Source organism: Buttiauxella sp. B2 (assembly GCF_006376615.1).
In the GTDB taxonomy this organism is placed as follows: Bacteria; Pseudomonadota; Gammaproteobacteria; order Enterobacterales; family Enterobacteriaceae; genus Buttiauxella.
Genome location: NZ_VEXQ01000005.1, coordinates 21842 through 48407, shown reverse-complemented (window position 1 = coordinate 48407; position 26566 = coordinate 21842). Strand labels below are relative to the sequence as shown.

Annotated in this window: 22 protein-coding genes and 1 pseudogene; 9 read left to right on the top strand and 14 right to left on the bottom strand. The window is 48.3% G+C overall.

Annotation, left to right across the window (positions count from 1 at the left end):
- Positions 1-156: 156 nt before the first annotated feature.
- Positions 157-1335: an oligogalacturonate lyase family protein gene (locus tag FH968_RS08000; RefSeq protein WP_139878622.1), complete on the bottom strand. Its 1179-nt coding sequence runs from the start codon at positions 1333-1335 to the stop codon at positions 157-159.
- Between the two features lie 450 nt (positions 1336-1785).
- Between FH968_RS08000 and kduD the strand changes: the two genes are divergently transcribed.
- Both kduD and FH968_RS07990 read left to right on the top strand, forming a co-directional pair.
- Entirely contained in the window at positions 1786-2547 is a 762-nt protein-coding gene (gene kduD / locus FH968_RS07995) for a 2-dehydro-3-deoxy-D-gluconate 5-dehydrogenase KduD (RefSeq protein ID WP_139878621.1), read from the top strand.
- Positions 2548-2878: 331 nt separating this feature from the next.
- On the top strand, positions 2879-4654 hold the full coding sequence (locus FH968_RS07990; protein ID WP_139878620.1) for a sodium:solute symporter family protein: 1776 nt from the start codon (positions 2879-2881) through the stop codon (positions 4652-4654).
- A gap of 37 nt (positions 4655-4691) precedes the next feature.
- On the opposite strand, the pseudogene FH968_RS07985 reads toward FH968_RS07990, so the two are convergent.
- From FH968_RS07985 to FH968_RS07965, 5 genes and pseudogenes are all read right to left on the bottom strand, one after another.
- Positions 4692-5294, bottom strand: a pseudogene (locus FH968_RS07985) (oligogalacturonate lyase family protein).
- A gap of 195 nt (positions 5295-5489) precedes the next feature.
- Positions 5490-6779, bottom strand: a complete 1290-nt coding sequence (locus tag FH968_RS07980) for an ABC transporter substrate-binding protein (protein ID WP_139878619.1) — start codon at positions 6777-6779, stop codon at positions 5490-5492.
- A 15-nt stretch (positions 6780-6794) separates the two neighbouring features.
- Positions 6795-7922, bottom strand: coding sequence for an ABC transporter ATP-binding protein (locus tag FH968_RS07975; protein WP_139878618.1), 1128 nt, complete (start codon positions 7920-7922; stop codon positions 6795-6797).
- 13 nt (positions 7923-7935) lie between these two features.
- Positions 7936-8850 (bottom strand): carbohydrate ABC transporter permease, encoded by a 915-nt coding sequence (locus FH968_RS07970; RefSeq protein ID WP_139878617.1) that lies wholly within the window; start codon positions 8848-8850, stop codon positions 7936-7938.
- Positions 8843-9733 (bottom strand): carbohydrate ABC transporter permease, encoded by an 891-nt coding sequence (locus tag FH968_RS07965; protein ID WP_139878616.1) that lies wholly within the window; start codon positions 9731-9733, stop codon positions 8843-8845. Before FH968_RS07965 ends, FH968_RS07970 begins: the two co-directional genes overlap by 8 nt.
- Positions 9734-10402: 669 nt before the next feature.
- Between FH968_RS07965 and wzz(fepE) the strand changes: the two genes are divergently transcribed.
- Positions 10403-11512 (top strand): LPS O-antigen length regulator Wzz(fepE), encoded by a 1110-nt coding sequence (gene wzz(fepE), locus FH968_RS07960; protein WP_139878615.1) that lies wholly within the window; start codon positions 10403-10405, stop codon positions 11510-11512.
- A gap of 76 nt (positions 11513-11588) precedes the next feature.
- On the opposite strand, the gene FH968_RS07955 is transcribed toward wzz(fepE), so the two are convergent.
- Positions 11589-11912, bottom strand: coding sequence for a cupin domain-containing protein (locus FH968_RS07955; protein ID WP_139878614.1), 324 nt, complete (start codon positions 11910-11912; stop codon positions 11589-11591).
- A gap of 165 nt (positions 11913-12077) precedes the next feature.
- Between FH968_RS07955 and FH968_RS07950 the strand changes: the two genes are divergently transcribed.
- Positions 12078-12773 (top strand): aspartate/glutamate racemase, encoded by a 696-nt coding sequence (locus FH968_RS07950; RefSeq protein ID WP_139878613.1) that lies wholly within the window; start codon positions 12078-12080, stop codon positions 12771-12773.
- A 125-nt stretch (positions 12774-12898) separates the two neighbouring features.
- Positions 12899-14065, top strand: a complete 1167-nt coding sequence (locus FH968_RS07945; RefSeq protein ID WP_139878612.1) for an MFS transporter — start codon at positions 12899-12901, stop codon at positions 14063-14065.
- Position 14066: 1 nt separating this feature from the next.
- Here the strand turns inward: FH968_RS07945 and FH968_RS07940 are convergent, their stop codons facing one another.
- The gene (locus tag FH968_RS07940) at positions 14067-14990 is read right to left on the bottom strand and encodes a LysR family transcriptional regulator (protein WP_139878611.1); all 924 of its coding nucleotides are present in this window, start codon (positions 14988-14990) and stop codon (positions 14067-14069) included.
- A gap of 154 nt (positions 14991-15144) precedes the next feature.
- Here FH968_RS07940 and lysA point away from each other — a divergent pair, with 154 nt between their 5' ends.
- Positions 15145-16407: a diaminopimelate decarboxylase gene (lysA, locus tag FH968_RS07935; protein ID WP_139878610.1), complete on the top strand. Its 1263-nt coding sequence runs from the start codon at positions 15145-15147 to the stop codon at positions 16405-16407.
- Here lysA and FH968_RS07930 read toward each other — a convergent pair.
- Positions 16404-17429, bottom strand: coding sequence for a LacI family DNA-binding transcriptional regulator (locus FH968_RS07930; protein WP_139878609.1), 1026 nt, complete (start codon positions 17427-17429; stop codon positions 16404-16406). The genes lysA and FH968_RS07930 overlap by 4 nt on opposite strands.
- 278 nt (positions 17430-17707) lie before the next feature.
- Between FH968_RS07930 and FH968_RS07925 the strand changes: the two genes are divergently transcribed.
- Entirely contained in the window at positions 17708-18169 is a 462-nt protein-coding gene (locus tag FH968_RS07925) for a GNAT family N-acetyltransferase (protein WP_139878608.1), read from the top strand.
- A gap of 3 nt (positions 18170-18172) precedes the next feature.
- Here the strand turns inward: FH968_RS07925 and galR are convergent, their stop codons facing one another.
- Positions 18173-19180 carry an HTH-type transcriptional regulator GalR gene (galR, locus tag FH968_RS07920; RefSeq protein ID WP_139878607.1) on the bottom strand — a complete coding sequence of 336 codons (1008 nt, stop codon included), beginning with the start codon at positions 19178-19180 and terminating at the stop codon, positions 18173-18175.
- Positions 19181-19669: 489 nt separating this feature from the next.
- Between galR and aas the strand changes: the two genes are divergently transcribed.
- Both aas and lplT read left to right on the top strand, forming a co-directional pair.
- Complete coding sequence (gene aas, locus FH968_RS07915) at positions 19670-21829, top strand: bifunctional acyl-ACP--phospholipid O-acyltransferase/long-chain-fatty-acid--ACP ligase (protein WP_139878606.1); 2160 nt, start codon at positions 19670-19672, stop codon at positions 21827-21829.
- The gene (lplT, locus tag FH968_RS07910; RefSeq protein WP_139878605.1) at positions 21822-23018 is read left to right on the top strand and encodes a lysophospholipid transporter LplT; all 1197 of its coding nucleotides are present in this window, start codon (positions 21822-21824) and stop codon (positions 23016-23018) included. Before aas ends, lplT begins: the two co-directional genes overlap by 8 nt.
- A gap of 35 nt (positions 23019-23053) precedes the next feature.
- On the opposite strand, the gene FH968_RS07905 is transcribed toward lplT, so the two are convergent.
- The 4 genes from FH968_RS07905 to mutH form a co-directional block, all read right to left on the bottom strand.
- Positions 23054-24094 carry an NADP(H)-dependent aldo-keto reductase gene (locus FH968_RS07905; protein ID WP_139878604.1) on the bottom strand — a complete coding sequence of 347 codons (1041 nt, stop codon included), beginning with the start codon at positions 24092-24094 and terminating at the stop codon, positions 23054-23056.
- Positions 24095-24240: 146 nt separating this feature from the next.
- Entirely contained in the window at positions 24241-24459 is a 219-nt protein-coding gene (locus FH968_RS07900; protein WP_139878788.1) for a YgdI/YgdR family lipoprotein, read from the bottom strand.
- Positions 24460-24585: 126 nt separating this feature from the next.
- Positions 24586-25299 (bottom strand): TerC family protein, encoded by a 714-nt coding sequence (locus tag FH968_RS07895; protein ID WP_139878603.1) that lies wholly within the window; start codon positions 25297-25299, stop codon positions 24586-24588.
- 200 nt (positions 25300-25499) lie between these two features.
- A complete protein-coding gene (gene mutH / locus FH968_RS07890; protein ID WP_139878602.1) occupies positions 25500-26186 on the bottom strand; it encodes a DNA mismatch repair endonuclease MutH in 687 nt (228 codons plus the stop codon).
- Positions 26187-26566 lie beyond the last annotated feature (380 nt).

Here is a 26566-nt window from a genome sequence, read left to right as displayed (position 1 = left end):
TTTGTATCTAACCCTCATTTAAGCCTCCGTGTCATTGCGGAGGCTTTTTTATTTCAGACTTTCCATTATTAGAAAATAGATGAATTCTTAGCAGTAAACAGAAATAAAAAAGCTCTCCCGATTAGAGAGAGCAAGGGCATACACAGGGCATATCTTTTATTCGGTGGATATTAATTCAGGGTTGGTTGGAATTTTTGCAATATACAGTGCTGGTTTACCGTCTTTATCGGAACTGAAAAGAATGGCACTATCATCTGGAGTAAATGAAGGATGTGGGTGCGTAACCTGGCGGCTATTAGCAAAAGTGGCCCAGGAAGTATCGTGGCGAGCGACGCGGAAATAGGCTTTCTTCGCGACATCGAAGGCATATAAATACGGATCGTTGTCGATGGTATAACCGCTGGTGTCTTTAACATCAACTGGTGTACCTGAACCGTCACCGACTAAAAGTGTGCCATCAAAGTTACTCATCAGATGGGAACACGCTGGCATCTGCATGACTTCAGTATTTATGCCAGTCACCGGGTTGTAGCTATAAATAGTGCGTCCTTGTTGGCCTTTGAGATAAGAAACGTACATCAGAGAGGAGCCGTTTGGTACCCAGAATTCATGTGTGCAGCTTTCGTCTTGGGCATGCTCTTTAACTTTACGTACGTTGCTGCCATCTTCGTTGACCATCCACATACGTGCATCAACCAGGTCATGCGGGCCTTCATGGCAGAACGCAACAGTGTTGTCATCGAACGGGCGATAAATTGGGTGGCCGAGCCAGTTTTTCTCCTGGTGGATAACCGCGCTTTCGCCCGTTTGCAAATCAACACGCAACAGTCGGCAGTTTGGCCCTTTATGGAAGAAGTCGTGGAAGATTTTCCAGTCGTTTAGCGGAACCCAGTCGTCTTTAGAAATTTCGATACCAACTAACTTCGTGCAATCGCTGTTGGCAACCCAGGTGCCGTATCCCACCCAGTCAGCAGGGACGCGATAAACTTCACGCTCAACCTGGGTCTCAAGATCGACTTCCAGCAGAGTGCGTTCGTTCTTCACATAATAGAGGGATTTGTCATCCGGAGAGAGGAAGCCGCCAAAGGTATTGTCGCCAGTTCCTTCTGTTAATTGCACCGCTTCGCAAGCGGCAATATCCAGCAAATAGTAGTTCCAGTTACCATCAAATTCCCCGGCAAACAGTAATTTGCTGCCGTCATTGGTGAAGCATTTTTGATAGAAGTAATTGCGATGGCACGTTACCTCTGGTGGCGTTAGGCGGGTGACTTCGACACCTGTGTCTGGATCCTGACTCACTTCATAAACCAGTTTAACCCGCATACCTTTAGCCATAATGCTCTCCTTTGAATGACAACTCGCATCTGTCGAAAATTGGTGTTTGAATAATTGACGTTAATTTATCAAAACATTGTTTCAATATGTGTGATTGCATTCACTAAACAGCAATATCAGTAACATTACATCCCCCAAAGAGGGAGGCGTTACGGGGTAAATTGCGGGTTATCGTGATCCCTATATCAAATTTTACAAGTATCACTCTAAAGTTGAAACAATGTTTCATTTATAATTGAAAAGCAGTTTCAACAGGATTACTATTACTCATCAAAGATTACGGAACAGTGCTATACCCATCATCCTTCAAGCTGCAGGGGGTTGGCTGCAACTCGAATGCTAATGGGTATATATCACCGTAAGTAATTTATGTATTGCGCAGTGAGCGCGACAAAATTTCCCCCAAGACGCTTGCGTTAACTGCAGGCCCATATAAAAAAGGAAACCTACATGATTCTGGATTCGTTCTCCCTGGAAGGTAAAGTTGCTGTTGTTACTGGTTGTGATACAGGTCTGGGCCAGGGTATGGCTATTGGTCTTGCGGAAGCGGGGTGTGACATCGTTGGTATCAACATCGTTGAACCAACCGAAACCATTGAGCGCGTAACCGCTATGGGTCGCCGTTTCTTGAGCCTGACCGCTGATCTGCGTCAAATTGACGGTATTCCATCTTTGCTGGAGCGTGCGGTTGCTGAATTTGGTCAAATCGACATTCTGGTTAACAACGCCGGCCTGATTCGTCGTGAAGATGCGATCAACTTCAGCGAAAAAGACTGGGACGACGTAATGAACCTGAACATTAAGAGCGTATTCTTTATGTCTCAGGCTGTTGCTCGCCAATTCATTGCTCAGGGCAAAGGCGGAAAAATCATTAACATCGCTTCCATGCTTTCTTACCAGGGTGGCATCCGCGTACCGTCTTACACCGCTTCTAAGAGTGCCGTGATGGGCGTGACCCGTCTGCTGGCGAACGAGTGGGCACAGCACGGTATCAACGTGAATGCTATTGCTCCGGGATACATGGCAACTAACAATACCCAGCAACTGCGTGCTGACGAAGAGCGTAGTGCTGCGATTCTTGAGCGTATCCCTGCTGGCCGTTGGGGCCTGCCAGAAGATCTGAAAGGTCCAATCGTATTCCTGGCCTCTCCTGCTTCTGACTACATCAACGGTTACACCGTAGCAGTTGATGGCGGCTGGTTAGCGCGTTAATTACCGCTCAGCTTTACCGTTTCATGAACCCTCAGTCCCCGGACTGAGGGTTTTTGCTTTTTAACTGTCTTGCTGCCCGGTTCTAAAAGTGATGGGAATCACATTTTTTCGACTGTATCGGCGTGGTTTCCTGCTTCGCTCCAAATTTAGCGTTCCTTTCTAATCAATTTTTCAGCCTTATTCACAGAAATAGAGGCAACTTCCGGCTTTTTTTAAAAAAATAAAAATACGTCACATAAAAAACGAAACGATGTTTCTATTATTAAGCCTGAGAAAAAATATTATGCCGCTGACGGCGACAGCATGATGAGTCTAAGGATAGGGGAACGACATGAATATCGATATGTGGGTGATCGCCGGTTATTTTGTGCTGATGGTTGTCATCAGTCTGGCCTTCAAAAAAATGGCCAGCAAATCCACCAGTGATTACTTTCGAGGTGGTGGCCGCATGTTGTGGTGGATGGTGGGTGCGACGGCATTCATGACACAGTTTTCTGCCTGGACTTTTACGGGGGCAGCAGGGAAAGCTTTTACGGATGGCTTCTCGGTTACCTTCGTGTTCCTCGGTAATATTCTTGGATACATCGTTTCATGGTGGTGGTTCAGCCAGCGTTTTCGTCAGATGCGCGTTGATACGCCAACCGAGGGTGTGCGTGCGCGTTATGGCAAAACAAATGAGCAATTCTTTACCTGGGCGATTATCCCGCTCAGCGTGCTCAACGGCGGGGTTTGGCTGAACGGTCTGGCAATCTTTGTCGGCGCGGTATTTGGCTACGACATGTCGACCACCATCTGGGTCACCGGGATTTCAGTTCTACTGATTTCGCTGTTGAGTGGCGCATGGGGTGTGGTGGCGAGTGACTTCGTACAAACACTGGTTGTGGCGGTGATTTCTGTTGCCTGCGCAGTGGTGGCACTGATCGCAGTGGGCGGTCCGACTGAAATGGTCGCGAAATTCCCTGGTAACTTCATTATGGGCCCGGACATGAATTACGGCCTGTTGCTGGTCGGTTCGTTTATCTTCTTCCTGGTCAAACAAATCCAAAGTATCAACAATATGCAGGATTCTTACCGTTTCCTGAATGCGAAAGACAGTAACAACGCCCGCAAGGCCGCTTTCTTTGCGATGATACTGATGCTGGTAGGCACCTTCATTTGGTTTATTCCACCGTGGGCAAGTGCTGTTTTACTGCCAGATGCCGCAGCGTCTCATGCGGAACTGGGTAACAAAGCAAGCGACGCTGTGTATCTGGTGTTTGCTGAGAAACTGATGCCAGTAGGGACGATTGGTCTGCTTGTCGCGGGGTTATTCGCCGCAACCATGTCATCAATGGATTCTGCTTTGTGCCGTAATGCCGGGATTTTTGTCCGCAGCTTCTGGGCTCCAGTAGTGTGCCGTAATAAGCCGCTGTCAGAAAAAAGCCTGCTTCGCACCAGCCAGATTGTGACCATTATCAATGGCATCATGGTCATTCTTATCGCGCAGCTATTTGCTCAACTCAAAGGGCTGAGCCTGTTTGAATTGATGATGCGCGTGGCGACTTTGCTGCAATCTCCGATTTTGGTGCCGCTGTTCTTCGGTATGTTTATTCGTAAAACACCGAAATGGGCAGCGTGGGGCAGCGTTTGTTTCGGGATGTGCATCTCGTGGCTCATCATGAATGTCTTTACCGCACAGTGGTTCGCTGGGTTGTTTGACCTGCAACTCACCGGGCGCGAACTGTCTGAGCTAACAACGACCATGACGGTAGCGGCTCATCTGTTCCTGACTGGCGGTTTCTTCTGCCTGAGTACTTTGTTCTGGCGTGAAGATCAATTTACGAAGAGCGAACAAAAAAGCATTGATGAGTTCTTCCACAACATTGAAACCCCAGTGATTGCAGATAGCGAACAAGATGAATTCGATAGGCTGCAGCGTCAGAAGCTTGGTCAAATCACATTGATGATGGGTGGAGGCTTACTGCTGATGGTGTTGCTACCTAATCCACTGTGGGGGCGTTTATTGTTTGGTACCTGCGCCGCAGTGATACTACTGGTGGGGTATTTACTCAAACGGAGTGCTGGGCCGAAAGTGGTGTCAAAACCGCAGGCTCAAATGGTGAAATAACTGATAACCCCTTGTCCAACGGACAAGGGGTTTTTTATTAAGCTTGAGCCAGATATAGCGCGGGCATTCCTTCTTCGTCAGACGTGTAAAGCACCCATTGGTTATCCGGGCTAAAGGAAGGATGTGGATGCGTTATCTGGCGGTCGCTATCCAACACTTTCCAGGACGTATTGTGGCGGCAAACTGCTTTTTGCGTGCCTTTGTGTGCAACTCGATACGAATCAGGCGACATTCAGGATTCGTAAAATAGAAATCGCGGAATTTTTGCCAGTCAGTCAGCGGCGACCAGTCGTTCTTTTTAATTTCAATACCGACTCGTTGGCTGCAATCTGAATTAGCCACCCAGGTGCCGTAAGCTACCCAATCATCTTCGACTTCGTAAAAGACGTATTCTTCAAGAGATTCCAGGTCAGCGCGGCGTAATTCGCGAGTGTTTTTCACATACCACAGTGACTTGTCGTCTGCGGATAAAAATTTGCCAAAAGTATTATCGCCACTGCCCATCGTTGCTAAAACATTATTGATAGAAGTAATTACGGTGACAAACAACATGTGGTGGGGGGCAAACGTAATACTTCTGTACCTGTTTCCTTGTCGCGTCGGGCACGGAAGGAAGGTTGGGCTTTCTACCTTTAGCCATAACGAAATTCCCATTGAGTTAAAAAAATACCCTGCACCGCAAGCGGGGCAGGATATATATCCGTCATACTTCAAGTTGCATGTGCGTTGGCTTTCCTCGTTCACCCAGTCACTTATTCAAGGAAGCTCCTGGTGATTCCCTGTGTCGAGGCCTTCTTGCAACTTTGGGTATAGAGCAAAAAACTATGCTGACTAATTAGCGCATTGCGCGTTTCAGAATACGATTACCCTGGCGCTCGAAATCAGCAGCAGTTTCTTCTACGGTTTTCTGGCCATAGTCGATGTACTGCAATGAAGTCCCGAAGAGGGAAACAATTTGCGGATCGTCAAAGTACGGAGACGTCGGCAGTTTGTTTGGCAGTGATTGCGCCAGTTTCAGGCCCGCCACTGCTGGATCGCTGTCTTTAATTACACCATCAGCCGTGAGCTGTGTAACAGCCGCTTTGCTTAACGGTACACCACGCTCCAGACCCAGCGCTTCCACACCGGCTTTTTCATTCAGCAAGAAGTTAATCAGCATCGCTGATTCTTTCGGATACTTCGTGGTTTTACTGATAGAGAACATTTGCGCTGGTTTGAAGAACAGACCTGCGTCAGTTGCACCTGGCAGCATTGGGTAAGAACCCAGTTCAAGTTTGGCTGGTGGCTTGAGGTTGTCAGAGTATTTATTGATGGTGGAGTTCCACATGTAAGTACCCGCCCACTCGCCTTCAATCCACGGCTTCATCTCATACATGTTGCTCTTGCCAAATGAGGCATAGTATTTGGTATCAGGCATTACGTGGCTGTCGATGAGCTTCTTATACATGCCGAAGAACTCAACCCACTGTTCTTTGGTGTAACCGAATTGTTTTTTCGCCGCGTCGATTTCAGGAATATTGTATTTCTGCACCATATAAGAGCGCAGCAGAGACAGCGTATCCTGGTGTTCTAACACCACCGGGTAGAACTGTTTGCCCAGTTTGGTTTCGAAGGTTTTACCCGCAGCCATCAACTCATCCCAGGTTTTCGGGTATTCAACGCCCGCTTTTTTCCAGGTTTCGTCGTTGAAATAGAACACACGTGCGGTGACGGAAATGGGAATGCCGTTCAGCTTGCCGTCAACGGTGGTTGATTGCAGTTCTTTCGGGTCAAACTGGGTCAGATCTAAATCGCCTTTCACGGTATTCAAGTCGTAGAAGCCGGTGCCGGTTTTCGAGAAAATTGGCAACCAGTTCCAGTTTGTCTGCATGACATCGGGCTCAGTACCGCCCGCAATTTGCGTGGTCAGACGCGACAAGTGACCGTCCCAACCGGTGTACTCAGAACTCACTTTAATGTTCGGATGTTGTTTCTGGAATTCTTCCACCGCTTTCAGTGTGACCTGATGGCGACCGTTGCCGCCCCACCAGGACATACGTAAATCGACTTGATCCGCCGCGAATGCAGAGCCGGCAGCCATTGCTAAGGTAGAGGTAATCAGGGTACTTAATAGCACTTTTTTCATTATCATAGACTCCTGTCAAAGAGAGATGTTCTGTTCTGTTTTAGCGTCGAAAATATGACATTTTTCCATGTCAAACTTGAAATACACCTTACGGTGAAGGCCTTTTTCAATCATTGGCTTAGCTTCATCGGAAGGGATTCGGCAGGTCATTTCGAAATCAGCTACTTTCAAGTAGATAAAGAATTCGTGACCCATGTTCTCCACACGCACCATTTCGCCGCTGGAATGGCTTTGGGCAAACGGTTCATCAGAGAGTGAAATAAACTCAGGACGGATCCCGAAGAAGATATCCTGATTTTTGTACTCCGCGCAGCGCGTCTGCTGGCGCTCGTTCAATGCCAGCGTGTCGTTACCGACGCTAATATGCAGGCGGCCATCTTTCTCAATCAACTTGCTCGGGCGGATGTTCATTTCTGGCGCGCCGATAAAGCCTGCTACGAACATGTTTTTCGGGTAGTGGTAGAGGTTGTCTGGCGTATCGACTTGCATGATGTGACCCAGTTTCATCACACAGATACGGTCGCCCATAGTCATTGCTTCGGTCTGATCGTGGGTGACATAAACGGTGGTCGCAGGTTTACCGCTTTTCTTGAGCTGCTTGTGGAGGTCAGAGATGCGAATACGCATTGACGCGCGCAGTTTGGCATCAAGGTTCGACAGCGGTTCATCGAACAAAAACACATCTGGTTTTTTCACAATCGCACGACCAACGGCCACTCGTTGGGCCTGGCCGCCAGACAACTGGCGCGGCAGCCTGTCCATCAGCTCATCCAATTCGAGGATTTTTGCTGCTTCATTAACCTGAGTTTCGATTTGTTCTTTTGGCAGTTTGCTCAGCTTCAGGCCAAAGGCCAGGTTTTCACGCACGGTCATGTGCGGATACAACGCATAGTTCTGGAACACCATTGCGATACCGCGAGATTTAGGGGCAAGGTTGTTAACCACGCGCTCGCCAATTCTGACTTCGCCGCCGCTGATGGTTTCGAGGCCAGCCAGCATACGCAGGGTGGTTGATTTCGCGCAGCCAGACGGGCCGACGATAACCATGAATTCACCATCCTCAATCTTCAGGTCGATACCATGAACCGCCTGGAAGCCGTTGGAGTAAACTTTTTGCAATTTATTGAAAGTAACTTCAGCCATGATATTCCCTCACTTAACCTTTAATTCCGCTGCTGGTCACGCCTTGTACGAAGTAGCGTTGAGCCAGGAAGAAGATGATGATTGATGGCATGATCGAGATACTCGCCATTGCCAGAATTTCGTTCCATGGGGCGCCTTCAGTCACGTCGATAGACATTTTGAGCGCCAGTGCAATTGGGTACTTGTCTACGCTGTACACATAAATCAGCGGCCCGATAAAGTCGTTCATTGACCACATGAACTGGAACAGGGCGACAGAGATAATGGCCGGTTTCAGAATCGGCACTACCACATACCAGAGCACCTGGAAGGAGTTACAGCCATCAATCTGCGCTGCTTCTTCCATATCGCGTGGCACGCCACGCAGGAACTGGATCAACATGAAGACAAAGAACCCTTGGGTTGCGAACGCCATTGGCAGCCACAGCGGCAGATAGCTATTCAACATGCCCATTTCACGGAACATCAGGTATTGCGGGATTAACAGCACAGTGCTTGGGAGCAACATGGTGGTAATCAGCGTTGCGAACCAAAACTTCTTAAACGGAATCTCAAAACGGGCGAAGCCATAAGCAACGATCGTTGAAGAGATGATGGTCAACAGAACTTTCGGAATCACATACTGCATGGTGTTCAGCATGTAGTGACCGAAGGTGTATTCAGTACCCGTTTTCCAACCGTTGACGAAACCGTCGCTGGTCGGGTTAGACGGCCACAGACCCAAAGTGGTGAAAATCTCGTGGTTCGGTTTGAACGCTGCGCAGAACATCCACACTAATGGGTAAAGCATTAACAAACCGACAATCAGCAAGACGACATAACGGATGCTGCGGCTGATCTTTTCGCGACGCAAAGTGCGGGCGATTTCTTCTTCTGCCTGGTCCATCGGATTTTTAGCCGCTAACTGGCTTGGTTGGATATCAGCCATTTTTGCCTCCCTTGTCTGCGGAGTAGAACACCCAGTATTTCGATGACTTAAAGGCGATGGAGGCAAAGACCGCCACGACCAGGAACAGAACCCACGCCAGCGCTGCGCCATAACCCATATCGAAGTATTTGAACGCGGTATCGTAGATATACAGTGAGAACAAGTAGGTGTAGTGAGTTGGACCGCCACCAGTAATGATGTATGGCGCGGTAAACTCCTGGAACGCCTGCGTGGTCTGCATGATGAAGTTGAAGAAAATGACTGGCGTTATCAAAGGCACGGTCACTTTCATGAACATCTGCCATTTAGACGCACCATCGATCATTGCTGCTTCATACTGTGATTGCGGAACGTTTTGCAGGGCCGCAAGGAAGATAACCATCGCAGAACCGAACTGCCAAACGCGCAACAGCGTAACCGACATCAGCGCAAGTGAAGGTTCACCTAGCCAGTTCACCGGATCAAGACCGAACACACCGATAAAGCTGTTAAGCAAACCATCGATAGCAAACAGCGCACGCCACAGAACGGCGATGGCAACGGAGCTACCCAAAATTGACGGAATGTAATACGCAGTACGGAAGAAGCCGATTCCGCGCAGTTTAAAGTTCAGAACAAATGCGATGCCCAATGCGAAAGCGAGTTTCAATGGGATGGTTAAAAACACGTACGCAAAAGTCACACCCATGGATTTCCAGAAGAGTGAATCTTCGGTCAACATGTAGCGATAGTTCTCGATACCGGTGAATACCGGTGGGGTCATCAAATCGTACTCAGTAAAACTGAGGAAGAAAGATGAAACAAATGGGAAGGCAGTAAAGACTATCAACCCGATTATGTAGGGCGATATCCATGCCAATCCCAGCATTTTGTTTTCATTCATAAATACCTACCTGGCGATCAATGGTTTAAAAAATTTTCACAAAATCGTTCTTGAAACTCATTGCCTCGTTCGTGAAACATAACGAATGGGTCGAAAGGCAGTCGGTGGGTTTATCATATTCATTCCCTGATAGTTGATTGATAATTAAAATGTAAAGCACCACCACGCCTGTTTCTTGTCTGTATCTATTTACAGGTTTCATAAACATACGAACTGTGGTTTCTGATTTGTAAAACAGTGTTTTAAATAATCTTATTACGATTTGTAACGACGTCATTCAATTCATGTTGGAAATGTGATCAAAGTCGAAACGATGTTTCGATTATGTGAAATGAGTAAGATTTTGAGCAGATGCAGAAAAGTGAACAAGAATTTTCTGGATTTTTGAAATGCAAGAGTTAGGAGTTGTTTTTGAGATGGATCACACGGATAATAATAGAGCTTTATACACGCATGTTTTTACAACAATGCCTTGGCTTTGTTGTTGATGTGTTAAGAAATATAAGAGGTGTTTTCCATAAATAGGTAAAAATAAATAATTGGAAAATTAAATTGCCTTTATTCTAACCGTATCCGTCTTTTTATTCCTTGGTTTAAACATTGCTTTAACCTCCTTAATACATGGGCTAAAGCAGGTCATTTTCTCAATAAATTAAAAGCTGGCCAGTTATGTCTTCTATAGAGTTAAAAACCAGTCATTTAGAAAGTACGTCTCATTATCCGATTATACCGTCTCAAAATGAGGAAATAGATTTACTGAGCTTATTGTCTACGCTCTACGTGGCAAAAAAACAGATAATCCTTATTACCTTGTTGTTTGCCTTGTGCGGAATGGCGGCCAGTTTATTACTTCCACAAAAATGGACAAGTCAGACGATTGTTACGCCACCTGAAAACAAAGATGTTATTAAACTGCGCCATGCATTGGTCAATATGACGGTACTTGGTGTAGAAACAAATCTTGATGCAACTAACCTCTACAATCTATTTTTGGAGAGATTTAACTCAGAAGAACTTCGCCAGGAATTCCTGGCTAAATCACCTTATGTACAAACACTGGTGAAGAATGCACAAGTGAACAAGGATGAGTTGTACCGCGCTATTGTGAATGTTTCGCAAAAATTCATCGCAGTAGACAACAACGCAGCCAAAAAAATCGAAAATGCACCTTATGCCTCCTGGACTCTGAGCTTTACGGCGCCCGATGCGAAAGATGCCCAACAAGTGCTGCAAAACTACGTTAGCTTTGTCACCGCTGAGGTTAATAAAAACGTTATCGAGCGGATGAGAAATGCCATCGATTTAAAAGTAGCATTTGAAAAAGATAGGTTAGCACTTGATCGTATTAATCTTAAGAACCAACACAATGTGAATTTGGAACGTTTGGGTTATTCATTGCAAGTAGCGAATGCGGCAGGTCTGAAAGACCCGGTATACAGTAATGGGCAGGCAGTAAAAGACGATCCTGATTATTCTGTTTCTCTTGGGGCTAAGGGTCTTGCTGAAAAGTTGAAGATTGAGCAGTCTATTAAAGATGTCGCTCAGATGAATGCATCTGTACAGAACCGTGAGTATGTACTGAGCGCGCTTCAAGCCATAAATCCTGGCAGTATCGATTTCAAACCCTATCAATATCAGATGCAACCCTCGTTTCCCTTGAAAAAAGACGGTGCGGGTAAGGTGCTTATTATTGTCTTGGCTGCGTTGGTAGGTTTGCTTGTGGCTGCAGGCTCAGTGCTAGTTCGTGGTGCTATGGCATCTCGTATGGATATTAAATAAATCTAATTTTTCCTGGTAGTGCTCACAGCGGCTCCGCCCTTATTCAGGGAACTCAGGAGCCGTTTTTGTTTATTGTTTACTTCAGGAAATCTTCACGTATCGGAGTGAAGGTATCCAGAAGTGTGCCAGCGGCCAGGCAGACGCAGCCGTGCATGATATGAGGCTCTTTATACAGCGTGTCGCCAGCGGTGACTCGGTGAGTTTCTTCACCGATGGTAAATTCAAATTCACCTGACAGCACATAAGTTAACTGCTCATGCGGGTGGTTATGCATCGGGCCGATTGCTCCCGTTTCAAAGTTAACTTGCACCGCCATCATTTTACCTTCGTGCGCCAGAATACGGCGGCTCACACCAGCACCTAAATCTTCCAGTTGAGTATCTTTAATAAAAGTGAACATTAGCGATCCTTTCCTATGTGAAACGTTGTTTCATTTAATGAATCGTATCTTGAAAAATGATTTGGTGGTAGCCCGCAGCCGATAATTGTAAGAGCGATCACGCTTTCCTGCCGCGCTGTGCCTCTGATATAACCAGAGTAATAAAAAGCTAACAGGTGAATAGTCATGAAAACAATCGGGTTGCTGGGCGGAATGAGTTGGGAATCAACAATTCCTTATTATCGTTTGATCAATGAAGGGATTAAGGATCGTTTAGGCGGATTGCATTCAGCAAAGATCCTGCTGCACAGCGTTGATTTTCATGAGATTGAAGCCTGCCAGTCAAAAGGGGAATGGGATCTGGCGGGAGATATGTTGGCGCAAGCTGCTCTCGGTTTACAAAAAGCGGGCGCTGAAGGGATCGTGCTATGCACCAATACAATGCACAAAGTGGCACATCATACTGAATCGCGTTGTGAGTTACCGTTTTTACACATTGCAGATGCGACGGGCCGCGCGATTACTGAGCAAAATGTACAACGTGTTGCATTGCTGGGGACGCGTTACACCATGGAGCAGGATTTTTATAGTGGCCGCCTGAATGCCGAATTTGGCATTGAATCGCTAATCCCTGACGAACCCCAGCGTTTGCGTATTAATCAGATAATTTTCGAAGAGCTTTGTCTGGGTAAAATTACAGCAGAATCAAAGCAGTATTATCAGCAAGTGATTGAACGACTACAGGGGCAGGGGGCGCAGGGGGTGATTTTTGGCTGCACCGAAATCGGGTTGTTACTGAATCAGCAGGACTGCCCACTCCCGGTGTTTGATACCGCTGCCATTCATGCCGCAGATGCAGTGAAATTTATGCTCGCAGAGTAGTTTTGTGTTATTAATTTGTTAAGCAGCGCACGGTATTTTAAAAAGCTGCACCTCTGACATCCCCATAATCTGGCGGCCGAGCTGTGCTCCTCCGCCTTTTGTTATTTCAGAACCGGGAGTTTTCCATGCCTATTTCCTTACTCGCGCTGGCGATGAGTGCGTTTGCCATCGGCACGACGGAGTTCGTTATCATGGGCCTACTGCCCGATGTGGCTGGAGATCTTTCGATTTCTATTCCCACAGCGGGCTGGTTGATTAGCGGCTATGCACTTGGGGTGGCGATTGGTGCACCGATCATGGCGTTATTAACCGCACGGTTGCCGCGTAAGCTTTCGTTGGTATTACTGATGGTGATTTTCATTGTCGGCAATATTCTGTGTGCGCTTGCACTTAATTACCATTTTCTGATGCTGGCGCGCATTATCACTGCTTTGTGCCACGGAGCATTTTTCGGTATTGGTGCGGTAGTTGCTGCAAGCCTGGTTGCGCCAAACCGTAAAGCATCGGCAGTAGCATTGATGTTTACTGGTTTGACGTTAGCCAATGTACTGGGTGTACCGATTGGCACCTGGTTTGGGCAACTATACGGCTGGCGTTCAACCTTCTGGGGCGTGGCAGTCATTGGTGTTGTGGCGTTTGTTGCGTTGATCGTTAGCTTACCTTCGCAAAAAGAGGAGTCACCGACTGACCTCAAACGCGAAATCAGTGCATTGGCTAATGGCAAACTTTGGCTTTCTCTGGCGATGACCGTATTTTTTGCCGCCGCCATGTTCACTTTGTTTAGCTACATTGCCCCAATGTTGTTGCAGGTGACGGGTGTGACTCATCAGGGGGTAAGCTGGACGCTTTTCCTGATTGGCGCAGGCTTAACTGTCGGGAATATCCTTGGCGGGCGCCTCGCAGACTGGCGCGTTTCTTTTAGTTTGATCCTTAGCTTCAGTCTGATTGCTATCTTTTCGTTGCTATTCCGCTGGACCAGTCACGGAATGTGGCTTGCAGAAATCACGTTATTTCTGTGGGCGATGGCGGCCTTTGCGACTGTACCTGCGCTGCAAATCAACGTTGTGCTGCATGGAAAAGACGCGCCAAACCTGGTTTCTACCCTGAACATTGCCGCTTTTAATGTCGGAAACGCGTTAGGGGCTTGGGTGGGAGGCACTGTTATTGCCCATGGATATGGTCTGACTGCTGTTCCGGTTGCAGCTGCAGGGCTGGCCGCTATTGGGCTGATCATCTGTCTGATTAACTTCAGCAATGGCACCGGGCACCAACAACCGGTCACAGAGCAGTAAATCAGGTATCAAGCAGAGTATTTAGTGGCTCAATATATATCTGCATGCTGTTTTGTAGGTGTTCGCTAAAAGCGCTGACAAGCGCGGAAGCAGGGCGGTGCAGTGGGCGAATCAGGCTCACGGTAAACGGTACCGCCACGCTAAAACGCCGCGCAACGACACCACTTGACGCGTAATCCAGTGCGGTCAACGGATTGACCACTGACACGCCAACTCCCGCCCGTACCATTGCACAAACCGAGGCCGCGCTGTGTGTTTCCATCACCATGCGGCGCTTGACATCGTGCTCCTGAAACAGTGAATCCAGTAGCTGCCGATAGCTGTCGGTGCGAGACAGGCTGACGTAATTTTCACCGGCGAAATCCTGCGGCGTGAGAATGTCTTTGTGCGCCAACCGGTGTCCGGCGGGCAAAACGCAAACTTCGTTCAAGGTCAGCAACGTTTGGCGCTCAGTTCCGGCGGGAGTCGTAGTATTTTCAGTGAACCCTAAATCGTGGCGCTGAGCGGATAGCCACTCCTCAAGCAACGGAGATTCTTGTGGCACGATATTCAGGCTCAGTTCCGGATATCGCGCCAGAAAAGGTTGCACCATCATCGGTAAGAATGACTGTGAAAACACAGGCAGGCAGGCGATGGACAGCTCGCCCTGACGGAATTCACGCAGACTCTCGGCGGCACTTAGAATTCGATCCAGTCCATACCAGGAACGCTGTACCTCTTCAAATAACCGCAAACCCTGAACCGTGGGATGCAGTCGCCCACGGCTTCGTTCGAACAATTGCAGGCCGATCAGTTTTTCAAACCTCGCCAGTTCACGGCTGACGGTGGGCTGCGAGGTGTGCAATAACCCTGCGGCTTCGGTGAGGTTGCCGGCAGTCATTACTGCGTGAAAAATTTCGATATGGCGCAAGGTTATTGAAGGCACGGGCTAAACCTCTTTTCTCCTTCTCCTGTAAGAGAGGGCTTGGGGGGAAGGGATATTCCATATCATATTTGCATAGACTAGGCAGAAAACGATATTTTTTCTTCACCACACTCTGTGGCGTAATACAAAAAATGATTTGTTTCCGGAGCCAACCATGCCACGCCCACTCAATAACACCGACACCGCATTGAATGCACAAAACCTGCTGGCGCTACCTGCTGAATTTGGCTGCCCGGTCTGGGTTTACGACGCGGATATTATTCGCCAGCAGATTGCTCAACTGCGACAGTTTGATGTGATTCGTTTCGCGCAAAAAGCGTGTTCCAACATTCATATTTTGCGCTTGATGCGCGAGCAGGGCGTTAAAGTCGATTCCGTTTCACAGGGCGAAATTGAACGTGCGTTGGCGGCAGGCTACCAGCCACTGGAAAACAAAGACGACATCGTTTTCACCGCTGATATGATTGACCAGCCGACGTTGGCGCTGGTGGCTGAGCAGCAAATTCCTGTCAACGCAGGTTCTGTAGACATGTTGCAACAACTTGGCGAAGTTTCACCAGGCCATCGCGTCTGGCTGCGAGTGAACCCAGGTTTTGGTCATGGTCACAGTCAGAAAACCAATACCGGTGGTGAAAACAGTAAGCACGGTATTTGGCATGCTGATTTGCCACAAGCGCTGGAAGTTATCGAACGCTATAAGCTGCATCTGGTTGGCATCCACATGCACATCGGTTCTGGTGTGGATTACGGTCATCTTGAACGCGTTTGTGTAGCTATGGTGCAGCAGGTAATTGATTTTGGTCAGGATCTTGAGGCGATTTCCGCAGGTGGCGGGTTGTCTATTCCTTACCGTGAAGGTGAAGAGACCATTGATACCAATCACTATTACGGTCTGTGGAATGCGGCGCGTGAAAAAATTGCTCAGCACCTTGGGCACCCGGTGAAACTGGAAATTGAGCCTGGCCGCTTCCTGGTTGCAGAATCAGGTGTGTTGGTGGCTCAGGTGCGTTCGGTCAAGAACATGGGCTCGCGCCATTTTGTGCTGATTGATGCAGGGTTTAACGATCTCATGCGTCCTTCAATGTATGGCAGTTACCACCATATTTCAGCTCTGGCAGGTGATGGACGTGAACTTGCTGCACTGCCATTAGTCGAGACGGTGGTTGCCGGGCCATTGTGTGAATCAGGTGATGTGTTTACCCAGCAGGAAGGTGGCAAAGTGGAAACGCGTGCGCTGCCACCTGTGCAAGTGGGCGATTATCTGGTGCTGCATGATACGGGCGCATATGGCGCGTCGATGTCGTCCAACTACAATAGTCGCCCGTTGTTACCTGAAGTGATGTTTGATAACGGTCAGGCGCGTCTGATTCGTCGACGTCAGACCGTTCAGGAGTTGCTGGCTCTGGAAATATTCTAAAGTTGTAAACCTGGCTCGTAAAACGGGCCGGGCATCACTGAATCACGTAATACCAGCTTGCCAACAAAGGGTGGAATCGCCTCGAGTGATTCGCCGTTGGCTAGCTTGATTACCTGATCGATTGCCGTGGTAATCATGCTATCAATAGGCAAATAGACACTGGATAATGCAGGTTCCAGCCACTGCGCGCTCGGCGCATCATCAAAACCAAACAGCGAAATATCCTGCGGAATATGCCGACCAGCCTGATGCAACGCTTTCGACGCACCCAGTGCCATATCATCATTACAGGCAAACAGTGCGGTAAAAGGCACGTGGCTTTCGAGCAATTCCTGGCAAAGCTTATGGCCGAGAGTCATGCTCGAATCGCCATATTTGACTCTGTCTTCGCTAAAGGCAATGCCATGTTTTTGCAGCGCTTTTCGATAGCCCATCAGGCGTGCTTGCCCGGTAGGCGTGGAGATTGGCACGGTGATACAAGCGATATCTCGATGCCCTTGTTGAATCAAATAATCTGTCGCTTTAAACGCCGCATCTTGTTGTTCAAAGAACACACAGCGGTCGCGAGCCTGGCTCACGTCACGGTTAATCACCACCAACGGAACTTTGATGCTGTTCATCAGCGAAAGTAGTGTGCGCTCATTCATAAAGCGGGTGTACAACACAATGGCGTCGCAATGCCGGTCTACCAGCATTTGCACGGCTTCTAGCTCTTTTTGCGGCGTGTCGTGCCCGTCAGTGACAATAAGCTGTTTGCCCCAGGCCTCGGTCTGGCGCGAGGCTTGTTGTAACAGACGGCCAAAGTAAAACCCATCAAAGGTAGAAACTACCAGACCCACGCTATTACTGCTGCGGTTTGCAAGGGATCTCGCCAGAAAATTAGGGCGATAACCCAACTCTTCCATGGCGTTAAAAACCTGTTTGCGAGTGCTCTCTTTGACTTGTCCAATTCCGTTGAGCACGCGTGATACCGTTGCTTTGGAAACGCCTGCGCGTAGCGCGACATCCAGCATTGTTACCATCAATTCATTCCTGATTAAGACGCTTGCCGCGTGGTCATATAGTTTCGCTAGTTTATCACGCTGTGGTAATGAAACATCTGGCTTGCGGCTTCGCTATGCCATTTGTCGTACCGGATCACGCTTTTCAATGATTACGAACCCTTTCATTCTCCTAATGCATAGTTTTGGGCATCCGTAACCATGGCCAGCGTATAAATTAATCTCGCTGTTTTGCTTCATTATCAGCCGTGAAAGGGAATAAACTTTGAGAGATTTGATTCTTTAACGGGAAAGCTGATGTGAATATCCAACCGCTCTACACTGCACCACAGTATACAGAGCAAGTGACTGATTGGTTGTGGCAGGCGTTTGGCACATCTGAAAGCCGTGACTTTTTCGCCTCTATAGTGGCAACCAGCCAGCGAGAAGGGGAAATGCCATTAACGTTTGTGGCCGTTGAGGGCAATAAATTGGTCGGTACGGTGGGGTTATGGCGCTGTGATTTGATTAGCCGTCAGGATCTTTATCCCTGGCTTGCCGCGTTATACATAGATGAAAACCAGCGTGGACGGGGGCTGGGAGCTAAACTGCAACAACACGTTATTGAGCAAGCTCGCGGATTGGGTTACCCGCAGCTTTATCTCTATTCAGCATGCAAAGATTACTACGAACGTTTTGGTTGGCAATATATCGGCGACGGGTTGGATTATCCCAATAAGCCCGTCCATTTATATCAATTCACTCTCTCAACCCAGAGGTAAACATTACTCGCCAGAATATGTGATAACCGAGTGGCGTCGCACAAGTGTTGGGCTAAACATATGTGTGATATCTGGTAGCTCACGCTTTTCAGCCAGCGCCAGCGCGAGTTCTGCTGCTTGTGTCGCCATGGTGATTATCGGATAACGAACCGTAGTCAGACGTGGGCGCACGTAGCGCGAGATAAGCACATCATCAAAGCCAATCAGTGAAATCTCTTTAGGGACATCAATTCCGTTGTCATTGAGCACGCCCATTGCACCTGCCGCCATTGAATCGTTGTAACAGGCTACCGCACTGAAATGTTTTCCACGACCTAATAGCTCAGTCATTGCCTGCTCACCGCCGCTTTCATCCGGCTCACCGTAAGTGACTAAACGATCGTTGACCGGCAACCCATGTTCTGTAAGAGCGTCGTAATAACCCTGCAAGCGATCTTCGGCATCAGAAATTTGGTGGTTGGAACAGAGGTAACCAATTTTCGTATGGCCTTGCTGAATCAGATGACGGGTGGCAAGCCACGCACCATAGCGGTCATCTAGCGCCACACAACGTTGCTCAAAACCAGGCAGAATACGGTTTATAACCACCATGCCGGGCATTTGCTTCATCAGTGAGATCAATTCGTCGTCAGGGATTTTTTTCGCATGGACGACCAGTGCGGCACAGCGATGGCGAATGAGCTGTTCAATTGCTTGCCGTTCTTTTTGTTCATTGTGATAACCATTGCCAATTAACAGAAAGTTGCCAGTGCGGTAGGCGACTTGCTCGACGGATTTTACCATCGCGCCAAAGAAGGGGTCGGAAACATCACCCACCACCAGGCCAATTGTTTCGGTTGTTTGCTGGGCTAGCGCTCGGGCGTTGGCGTTGGGATGGTAATTCAGTTCTTCCATCGCGCAGCTCACAGCCTGGCGAGACGCATTGCTGGCTTTTGGGGAGTTATTAATGACACGGGACACCGTGGCGACAGAAACGCCTGCTAGTTTTGCTACATCCTTAATTGTCGCCATCGATAGTATTCCTGAGTGGGTAAGCGTTTACACAGTTTTAAGTGTTACGGAAAAGCCGCGCTACTTCAAGGGTGCAACTGTAGTAGCTGTCGCAAACTCATCCAAAATCAGGCCAGTTTTAGTGTAATCGTTACACATCCGCCACCGGGAAATCCAAGCGCAGCGGCAGTAACGGGCATGCTCTGGATTTTTAATGATTTCAGACTAAATCTTTGCTTACAGTTTGCAGCGCGCTGTTGCTATTTCGCCATGGCGAAAAGTGACCAGCCACTGCTACATTTAGTGTCCCAGAGGTATTGATTGGTGAGAATTCTAGTTACGTTGTTAAGTACAATTCTTTTGCACCAACCTGCGCAGATGCGCAGGTTTTTTTTGCCTTTTTTTCAGACATTGCATCCCTTCAGGCTATCGCTCCTTTAAAGTTACTCATGTAATCTGCTGTTACTACACTTAAGAATCTGCGGCTTATTAACGACAAAGGGAGTTGCTATGCTTTTTGGTTTTTTCCGTACGCTATTTCGTATCTTGTTCAGGGTGCGACTTTATGGCGATCAACAAGTTCTCTCCCAATCGCGAGTCCTGATTGTTCCCAACCACGTTTCCTTTATTGATGGTATTTTGCTGGCACTATTTTTACCCGGGCGTCCGGTATTTGCCGTGTATTCCTCAATTAGCCAACAGTGGTATATGCGTTGGCTTAAATCGCTAATCGATTTTGTGCCGCTTGACCCAACAAAACCGATGTCGATTAAGCACCTGGTTCGTCTGGTTGAGCAGGGCCGTCCGGTGGTTATCTTCCCGGAAGGGCGCATCTCGGTTACCGGATCATTGATGAAAATTTATGAAGGTGCCGGGTTTGTTGCCGCGAAATCAAATGCGGCCGTTATCCCGATTCGAATTGATGGTGCGGAACTGACGTTTTTCAGCCGCCTGAAAGGCCTGGTTAAACGCCGCTTATTCCCGCGCATCAGCCTGCATATTCTGCCACCTACTTCTGTCCCGATGCCGGAAGCGCCGCGCGCGCGCGAACGCCGTAAAATGGCAGGTGAAATGCTGCATCAGCTAATGATGGAAGCGCGTATGGCAGTGCGACCACGTGAAACGTTGTACGAAGCGTTGCTCGCAGCACAATATCGTTATGGCGATCGCAAAAACTGTATTGAAGACATTAACTTCAAGCCAGATACCTATCGTAGTTTGCTAACCAAGACCCTATTTGTCGGGCGCATTCTAAATAAATACAGTGCGGCGGGTGAAATTATTGGCCTGATGCTGCCGAATGCGGCGATCAGCGCGGCAGTCATTTTTGGTGCATCATCGCGTGGGCGAATTCCTGCGATGATGAACTACACCGCGGGCGTCAAAGGGTTGACCAGTGCTATCACTGCCGCGCAGATCAAAACGATATTCACTTCGCGTCAGTTTCTCGATAAAGGCAAGTTATGGCATTTGCCTGAACAACTCACACAAGTGCGCTGGGTATTCCTGGAAGATCTGAAAGCCGATGTTACGCTTGCCGACAAACTGTGGATATTTGGCCATTTGCTGGTGCCACATTTGGCGCAGGTCAAGCAGCAACCAGAAGATGCTGCGATGGTGTTATTTACTTCGGGTTCTGAAGGGAATCCAAAAGGCGTGGTACATAGCCACAAAAGTTTGCTGGCTAACGTTGAGCAAATTCGCACTATTGCCGATTTCACTGCCAACGATCGCTTTATGTCGGCCTTACCGTTGTTCCACTCTTTCGGTCTGACTGTCGGCTTGTTTACGCCTCTGCTAACGGGCGCGGAAGTGTTCCTCTATCCAAGCCCGCTGCATTATCGCATTGTGCCGGAACTGGTTTACGACCGAAATTGTACTGTGTTATTTGGCACATCGACGTTCCTTGGTAACTACGCGCGTTTCGCCAATCCTTATGACTTCTACCGCCTGCGTTATGTAGTGGCGGGAGCGGAAAAACTCCAGGAAAGCACCAAACAGCTTTGGCAGGATAAATTTGGTCTGCGAATTTTGGAAGGTTATGGCGTTACAGAATGCGCGCCTGTGGTGTCCATCAACGTCCCAATGGCGGCACAAGTTGGGACCGTGGGGCGCATTCTTCCGGCAATGGATGCCCGGTTGATGGCAGTGCCAGGAATTGAAGACGGTGGACGACTGCAATTGAAGGGGCCGAACATCATGAAAGGCTATCTTCGTGTGGAAAACCCTGGTGTGCTGGAAGAACCAAGTGCTGAAAATGCGCAGGGTGAAGTGGAATCAGGTTGGTATGACACGGGTGATATTGTCCGCTTTGATGAGCATGGTTTTTGTATCATTCAAGGGCGAGCTAAACGCTTTGCTAAAATTGCCGGTGAAATGGTTTCACTGGAAATGGTAGAGCAGATGGCACTCGGCGTATCTCCGGAGAGAATGCATGCTACCGTTATTAAAAGCGATGCGGCGAAAGGTGAAGCACTGGTGATGTTCACTACGGATAGCGAGCTTAATCGCGAAAAACTGCTGCAATATGCCCGCGCAAATGGCATTCCTGAGCTGACTGTACCGCGAGATATTCGCTTCCTGAAACAGTTACCTGTGCTGGGCAGCGGTAAACCTGATTTCGTCAGTCTGAAAGCGCTGGTCAACGAGCCGGAGACAGAGAATGCATGATAATACCGTAAACGATACCTCAATTTGGTCCAGAGGTATGATGGCTGTGACCTGCGCGCAATTTCTATCGGCGTTTGGTGACAACGCGCTGCTGTTTGCAACGCTTGCGGTATTAAAACAACAGTTCTACCCCGACTGGAGCCAACCTGTTTTGCAGATGGTGTTTGTTGGCGCTTACATCCTATTTGCCCCGTTTGTCGGTCAGATAGCGGACAGCTTTGCCAAAGGGCGAGTGATGATGCTGGCCAATAGCCTCAAATTGATTGGTGCGGCGGTTATCTGTTTTGGTCTGAATCCGTTTGTTGGATATTTGCTGGTGGGTATTGGTGCTGCAACGTATTCACCGGCTAAGTATGGGATTTTGGGGGAGTTAACCACGGGCGATCGCCTGGTGAAAGCCAATGGTCTGATGGAATCATCGACCATTGCCGCAATTCTGCTTGGTTCTATGGCGGGCGGTGTGCTGGCTGACTGGCACATTCTGGCTGCATTAAGCATGTGTGTGGCGATATATGCGGGCGCTGTGGTCGCCAATATATTTATACCGAAACTTGCACCCGCGCGGAGTGGTCAGTCATGGCGCTTTACCCCGATGACACGCAGCTTCTTCAATGCTTGTCGTACGCTATGGCATAACGGCGAAACTCGCTTCTCGTTAGTCGGCACCAGTTTGTTCTGGGGCGCGGGGGTGACGTTACGCTTCTTGCTGGTGTTGTGGGTTCCGATAGCGTTGGGTATTACTGATAACGCGACGCCAACCTACCTCAATGCAATGGTCGCTGTAGGGATTGTTGTTGGTGCCGGAGCTGCGGCTAAACTGGTGACGCTTGAAACCGTGGCACGTTGTATGCCTGCCGGTATTTTGATTGGTATTGGCGTGCTGTTCTTCGCTATCCAAAATGCATTGCTACCGTCTTACTTGCTATTAGTGCTGATTGGTATTCTTGGCGGATTCTTCGTGGTCCCGCTAAACGCTCTTCTTCAGGATCGTGGCAAACATTCAGTGGGGGCGGGAAATGCGATTGCTGTGCAGAATCTCGGTGAAAATACCGCGATGTTACTGATGCTTGGTCTGTTCTCACTGGCGGTAAAAACAGGTGCATCGATTGTCGGTATCGGCATTGGTTTTGGTGCAGTGTTTGCGCTGGCTATCGGCGGTTTGTGGGTTTGGCAGATTCGCCAGAAATAGAGTTTCCCCTCTCCATTTGGAGAGGGGTTTTCACATCAAGGTGCAGGGTAGGTATAAACGCGGTTCACCGCTTCCAACTCTTCAAGTACATCTTCACTCAAGTCTACATGTAAGCTCTCAAGGTTAGTTTTTAATTGCTCAAGCGTGGTTGCACCTAACAGCGTGCTGGCAACAAAAGGTTGGCGGCGAACAAAAGCCAGTGCCATTTGAGCCGGATCGAGATTGTGTCGTTTAGCGATATCGACATATGCCGCAACCGCCAGCTGAGTTTGTTCACCGCTGTAACGGGTGAAACGGCTAAACAGCGTATTACGTGCGCCTGCAGGTTTTGCTCCGTTCAGGTATTTACCTGTCAACGTACCAAATCCCAGACAGGAATAGGCCAACAACTCGACCCCTTCGCGCTGAGTAATTTCTGCCAATCCCACTTCAAAGCTACGGTTCACAAGGCTGTATGGATTCTGGATGGTGACAATGCGCGGCAAATCATGCTTTTCAGCCAGTTGCAGATAACGCATTACACCCCATGGTGTTTCATTAGACACGCCGATATAACGGATTTTCCCCGCTCGCTGAAACTCAGTCACTGCCTCAAGTGTTTCAAGCAGAGTGACTGGCACTGCGTTATCAGTCCATGTATAACCCAGCTTGCCAAAACAGTTGGTGGCGCGCTGTGGCCAGTGAACCTGATAGAGATCGATATAGTCGGTTTGCAAACGCTTCAGGCTGGCATCCAGTGCATCACGGATATTTCTGCGATCCAGTATCTGGTTTGGGCGAATGCCGGCGTCGTTATTGCGGCTTGGACCACTGACTTTTGTGGCGATAACCAGTTTTTCGCGATTACCGCGTTGCTTTAACCAGTTGCCGACGTAAGTTTCTGTTAGACCTTGAGTTTCCGGTCGAGGTGGCACCGGGTACATTTCTGCCACATCAATCAGGTTTACCCCTTCGTGGACTGCATAATCAAGCTGTGCATGCGCGTCGGCTTCGCTATTTTGCTCACCAAACGTCATGGTTCCCAGCCCTAGCGTACTTATTTCAAGAGAGCTGTGGGGGATACGGTGATAGTGCATAGCCGCCTTCCTTATTCATCGGTCTTATCGGTCAGGCATGTGCCCAACAAAAAAATGGACTATAAACATGGCAGAGGGGAAGCAAAAGCGGAAGAGGGGAAAAGAAGAAAAGTGTGACAGGCCAGCAAAGTACTGACCTTTACATCTTAACGTTCAATGATTTGTGAAACATCATCACGATTGATTTGCATCTCGTTGCCTTGCTGATCACGATATTTCACCAGGCCCGTGTCCTCATCGACTTGTGGTTTTCCGTCAGTCAGGATCATTCGACCATCTTTGGTTGCCATCACGTAATCGCTGCTACAACCCGAAACCGCAAATGCCAGACCGACAGCGGAAATTAGAACAGCCCATTTTTTCATCATTATTCGCCTCGTGTGGTATGGAATGACATATATATTCTAGTAATAACTCGAGCAGGTGGTGAACGTAAGCAGTAAATTCTTAAAAGAAACAGAGGGGAAGCGGAAAAGCTTCCCCTGCGTGGGTTACAGCGGGTTTTTTTTGTTGCGGATCAGATTCAAGGTTTCCACAGCGATTGAGAAGAACATCGCAAAATAGATGTAACCTTTCGGCACATGAATATCGAAGCCTTCAAGAATCAGGGTAAAGCCGACCAGCAACAGGAATGACAGTGCCAGCATTTTCACCGACGGGTGGCGTTCAACAAAATCGCCAATCGGTTTCGCGGCAAACATCATCACCATCACAGCAATAACCACGGCGGCCATCATGATAAAAAGATGATCGGACAAGCCAACGGCGGTAATAACAGAATCAAGGCTGAAAATGATATCCAGCAGCATGATTTGTACGATTGCGCCAAAGAAGGAGTGAACGTTAGTTTTTAGCCCTTCTTCTTCGCCCTCGATGGACTCATGGATCTCTTTGCTCGCTTTCCACAACAGGAACAAACCACCCAACAGCAAAATGAGATCACGTGCTGAGAATTCATTGCCCATCACTGTAAACAGCGGGTGAATTAGATGTGTCATCCATGCGATAGAGGCCAGCAACACCAGACGCATAATCATCGCAGCACCCAGCCCCAGACGGCGTGCTTTAGCCTGTTGCGCTTTAGGCAGCTTCGCAACGACCAGCGAAAGGAAGATGATATTGTCGATTCCAAGTACGATTTCCAGAATCGTCAGAGTGCCCAGTGCCATCCACGCGTTCGGATCGGTAATCCATGCAAACAACATTAAAAAATCCTGCCAGATATTTATAAAACGCCAATTATAAACGCCAGCCAGGAGCTGGGCGCAAGTTAAATGAATCTATACCCGTCATACTTCAAGTTGTAGGGGTGTTGGCTGCATTCACTTACCCCAGTCACTTACTAAAGTAAGCTCCTGGGGATAAGCTCTCTTGCCGCCTACCAAAAACTCGAATTCTTTAGGGTTTACAACGAGAAATGACGAGCGAGCAGGGCTGCGGTGAAATTCTTTTTCAGATAAAAACCACGAGGCAGAGTAAGAATCGGTGAGCCATCGGCTCCAATTGCATCGGTCAACGCTTTGCTGTTTGCGGCTTTTGGCCTCAGTTGCAGCACTTCACCATGGCGTGCTGTGATGCGCTCGACTTGGCCGAGCACAATCAAATCCATTAATTCTTCCCAGTCCAGACGTAGCTGACGTTCTTCTTCTTCTGTTGGTGTCCACAACAACGGTGTGCCGATATGCCGTTCGGCAAGGGGGATTTGCCGCTCGCCTTCAACCGGAATCCACAAGACTCGTTTTAGTTTGTGACGCACATGGCTCGTTTCCCACACAACACCGGTATTGCCAGTGAGTGGCGCGACGCAGACAAATGTGGTTTCCAGAGGGCGACCTAATCTATCAACAGGGATTGTTTTTAGCTCAATACCCAGCGCTGCGAAATCTTGCTCGGGTTTACTCCCAGCGCTGGCACCTAACCACAGTTCAAGCAAAACACCGATCCAGCCTTTGTCGCGTTTAAGATCCTTCGGGATCGGTAAATTGGCGAGCGCCGCCAGTTCGCCCAGTGTGTAGCCTGCCAGTTTCTGGGCTTGCGCCAGCAAAACCTGTTCGTTTTCTGGCGGTGTGAGTAAAGGACGGAGTGCTTGCATTGTGCCTGGCTGATAGTTGGTTAAAAAATAGGCGTGATTTGCCCACCGTGTGGAAATAGTTTAGCGTGCCTGGGATATGAATGACAATGCACTGATTTTGAATCATTTTTATCGCTAAAAATGATTATTTACGGATTCTACAAAAACCTTTTCCCAATCTGGTCACTGGCAATGAACAGGATCTTACACTGAGTTATCCACAGAAAAATGGGATAACTGATAAAAATGATCACTACTGGTTCGATTTACAGCCTTGACTGGGGGTAAAACCCATTTTTTCGACAGTTTGTGACTAACTTGTTGGCACAATCTGTGGATAAAAACGTCATTGGTCGATCTTTCATCAATGCGATGTTCTGTCATGTGACGATCATCACACT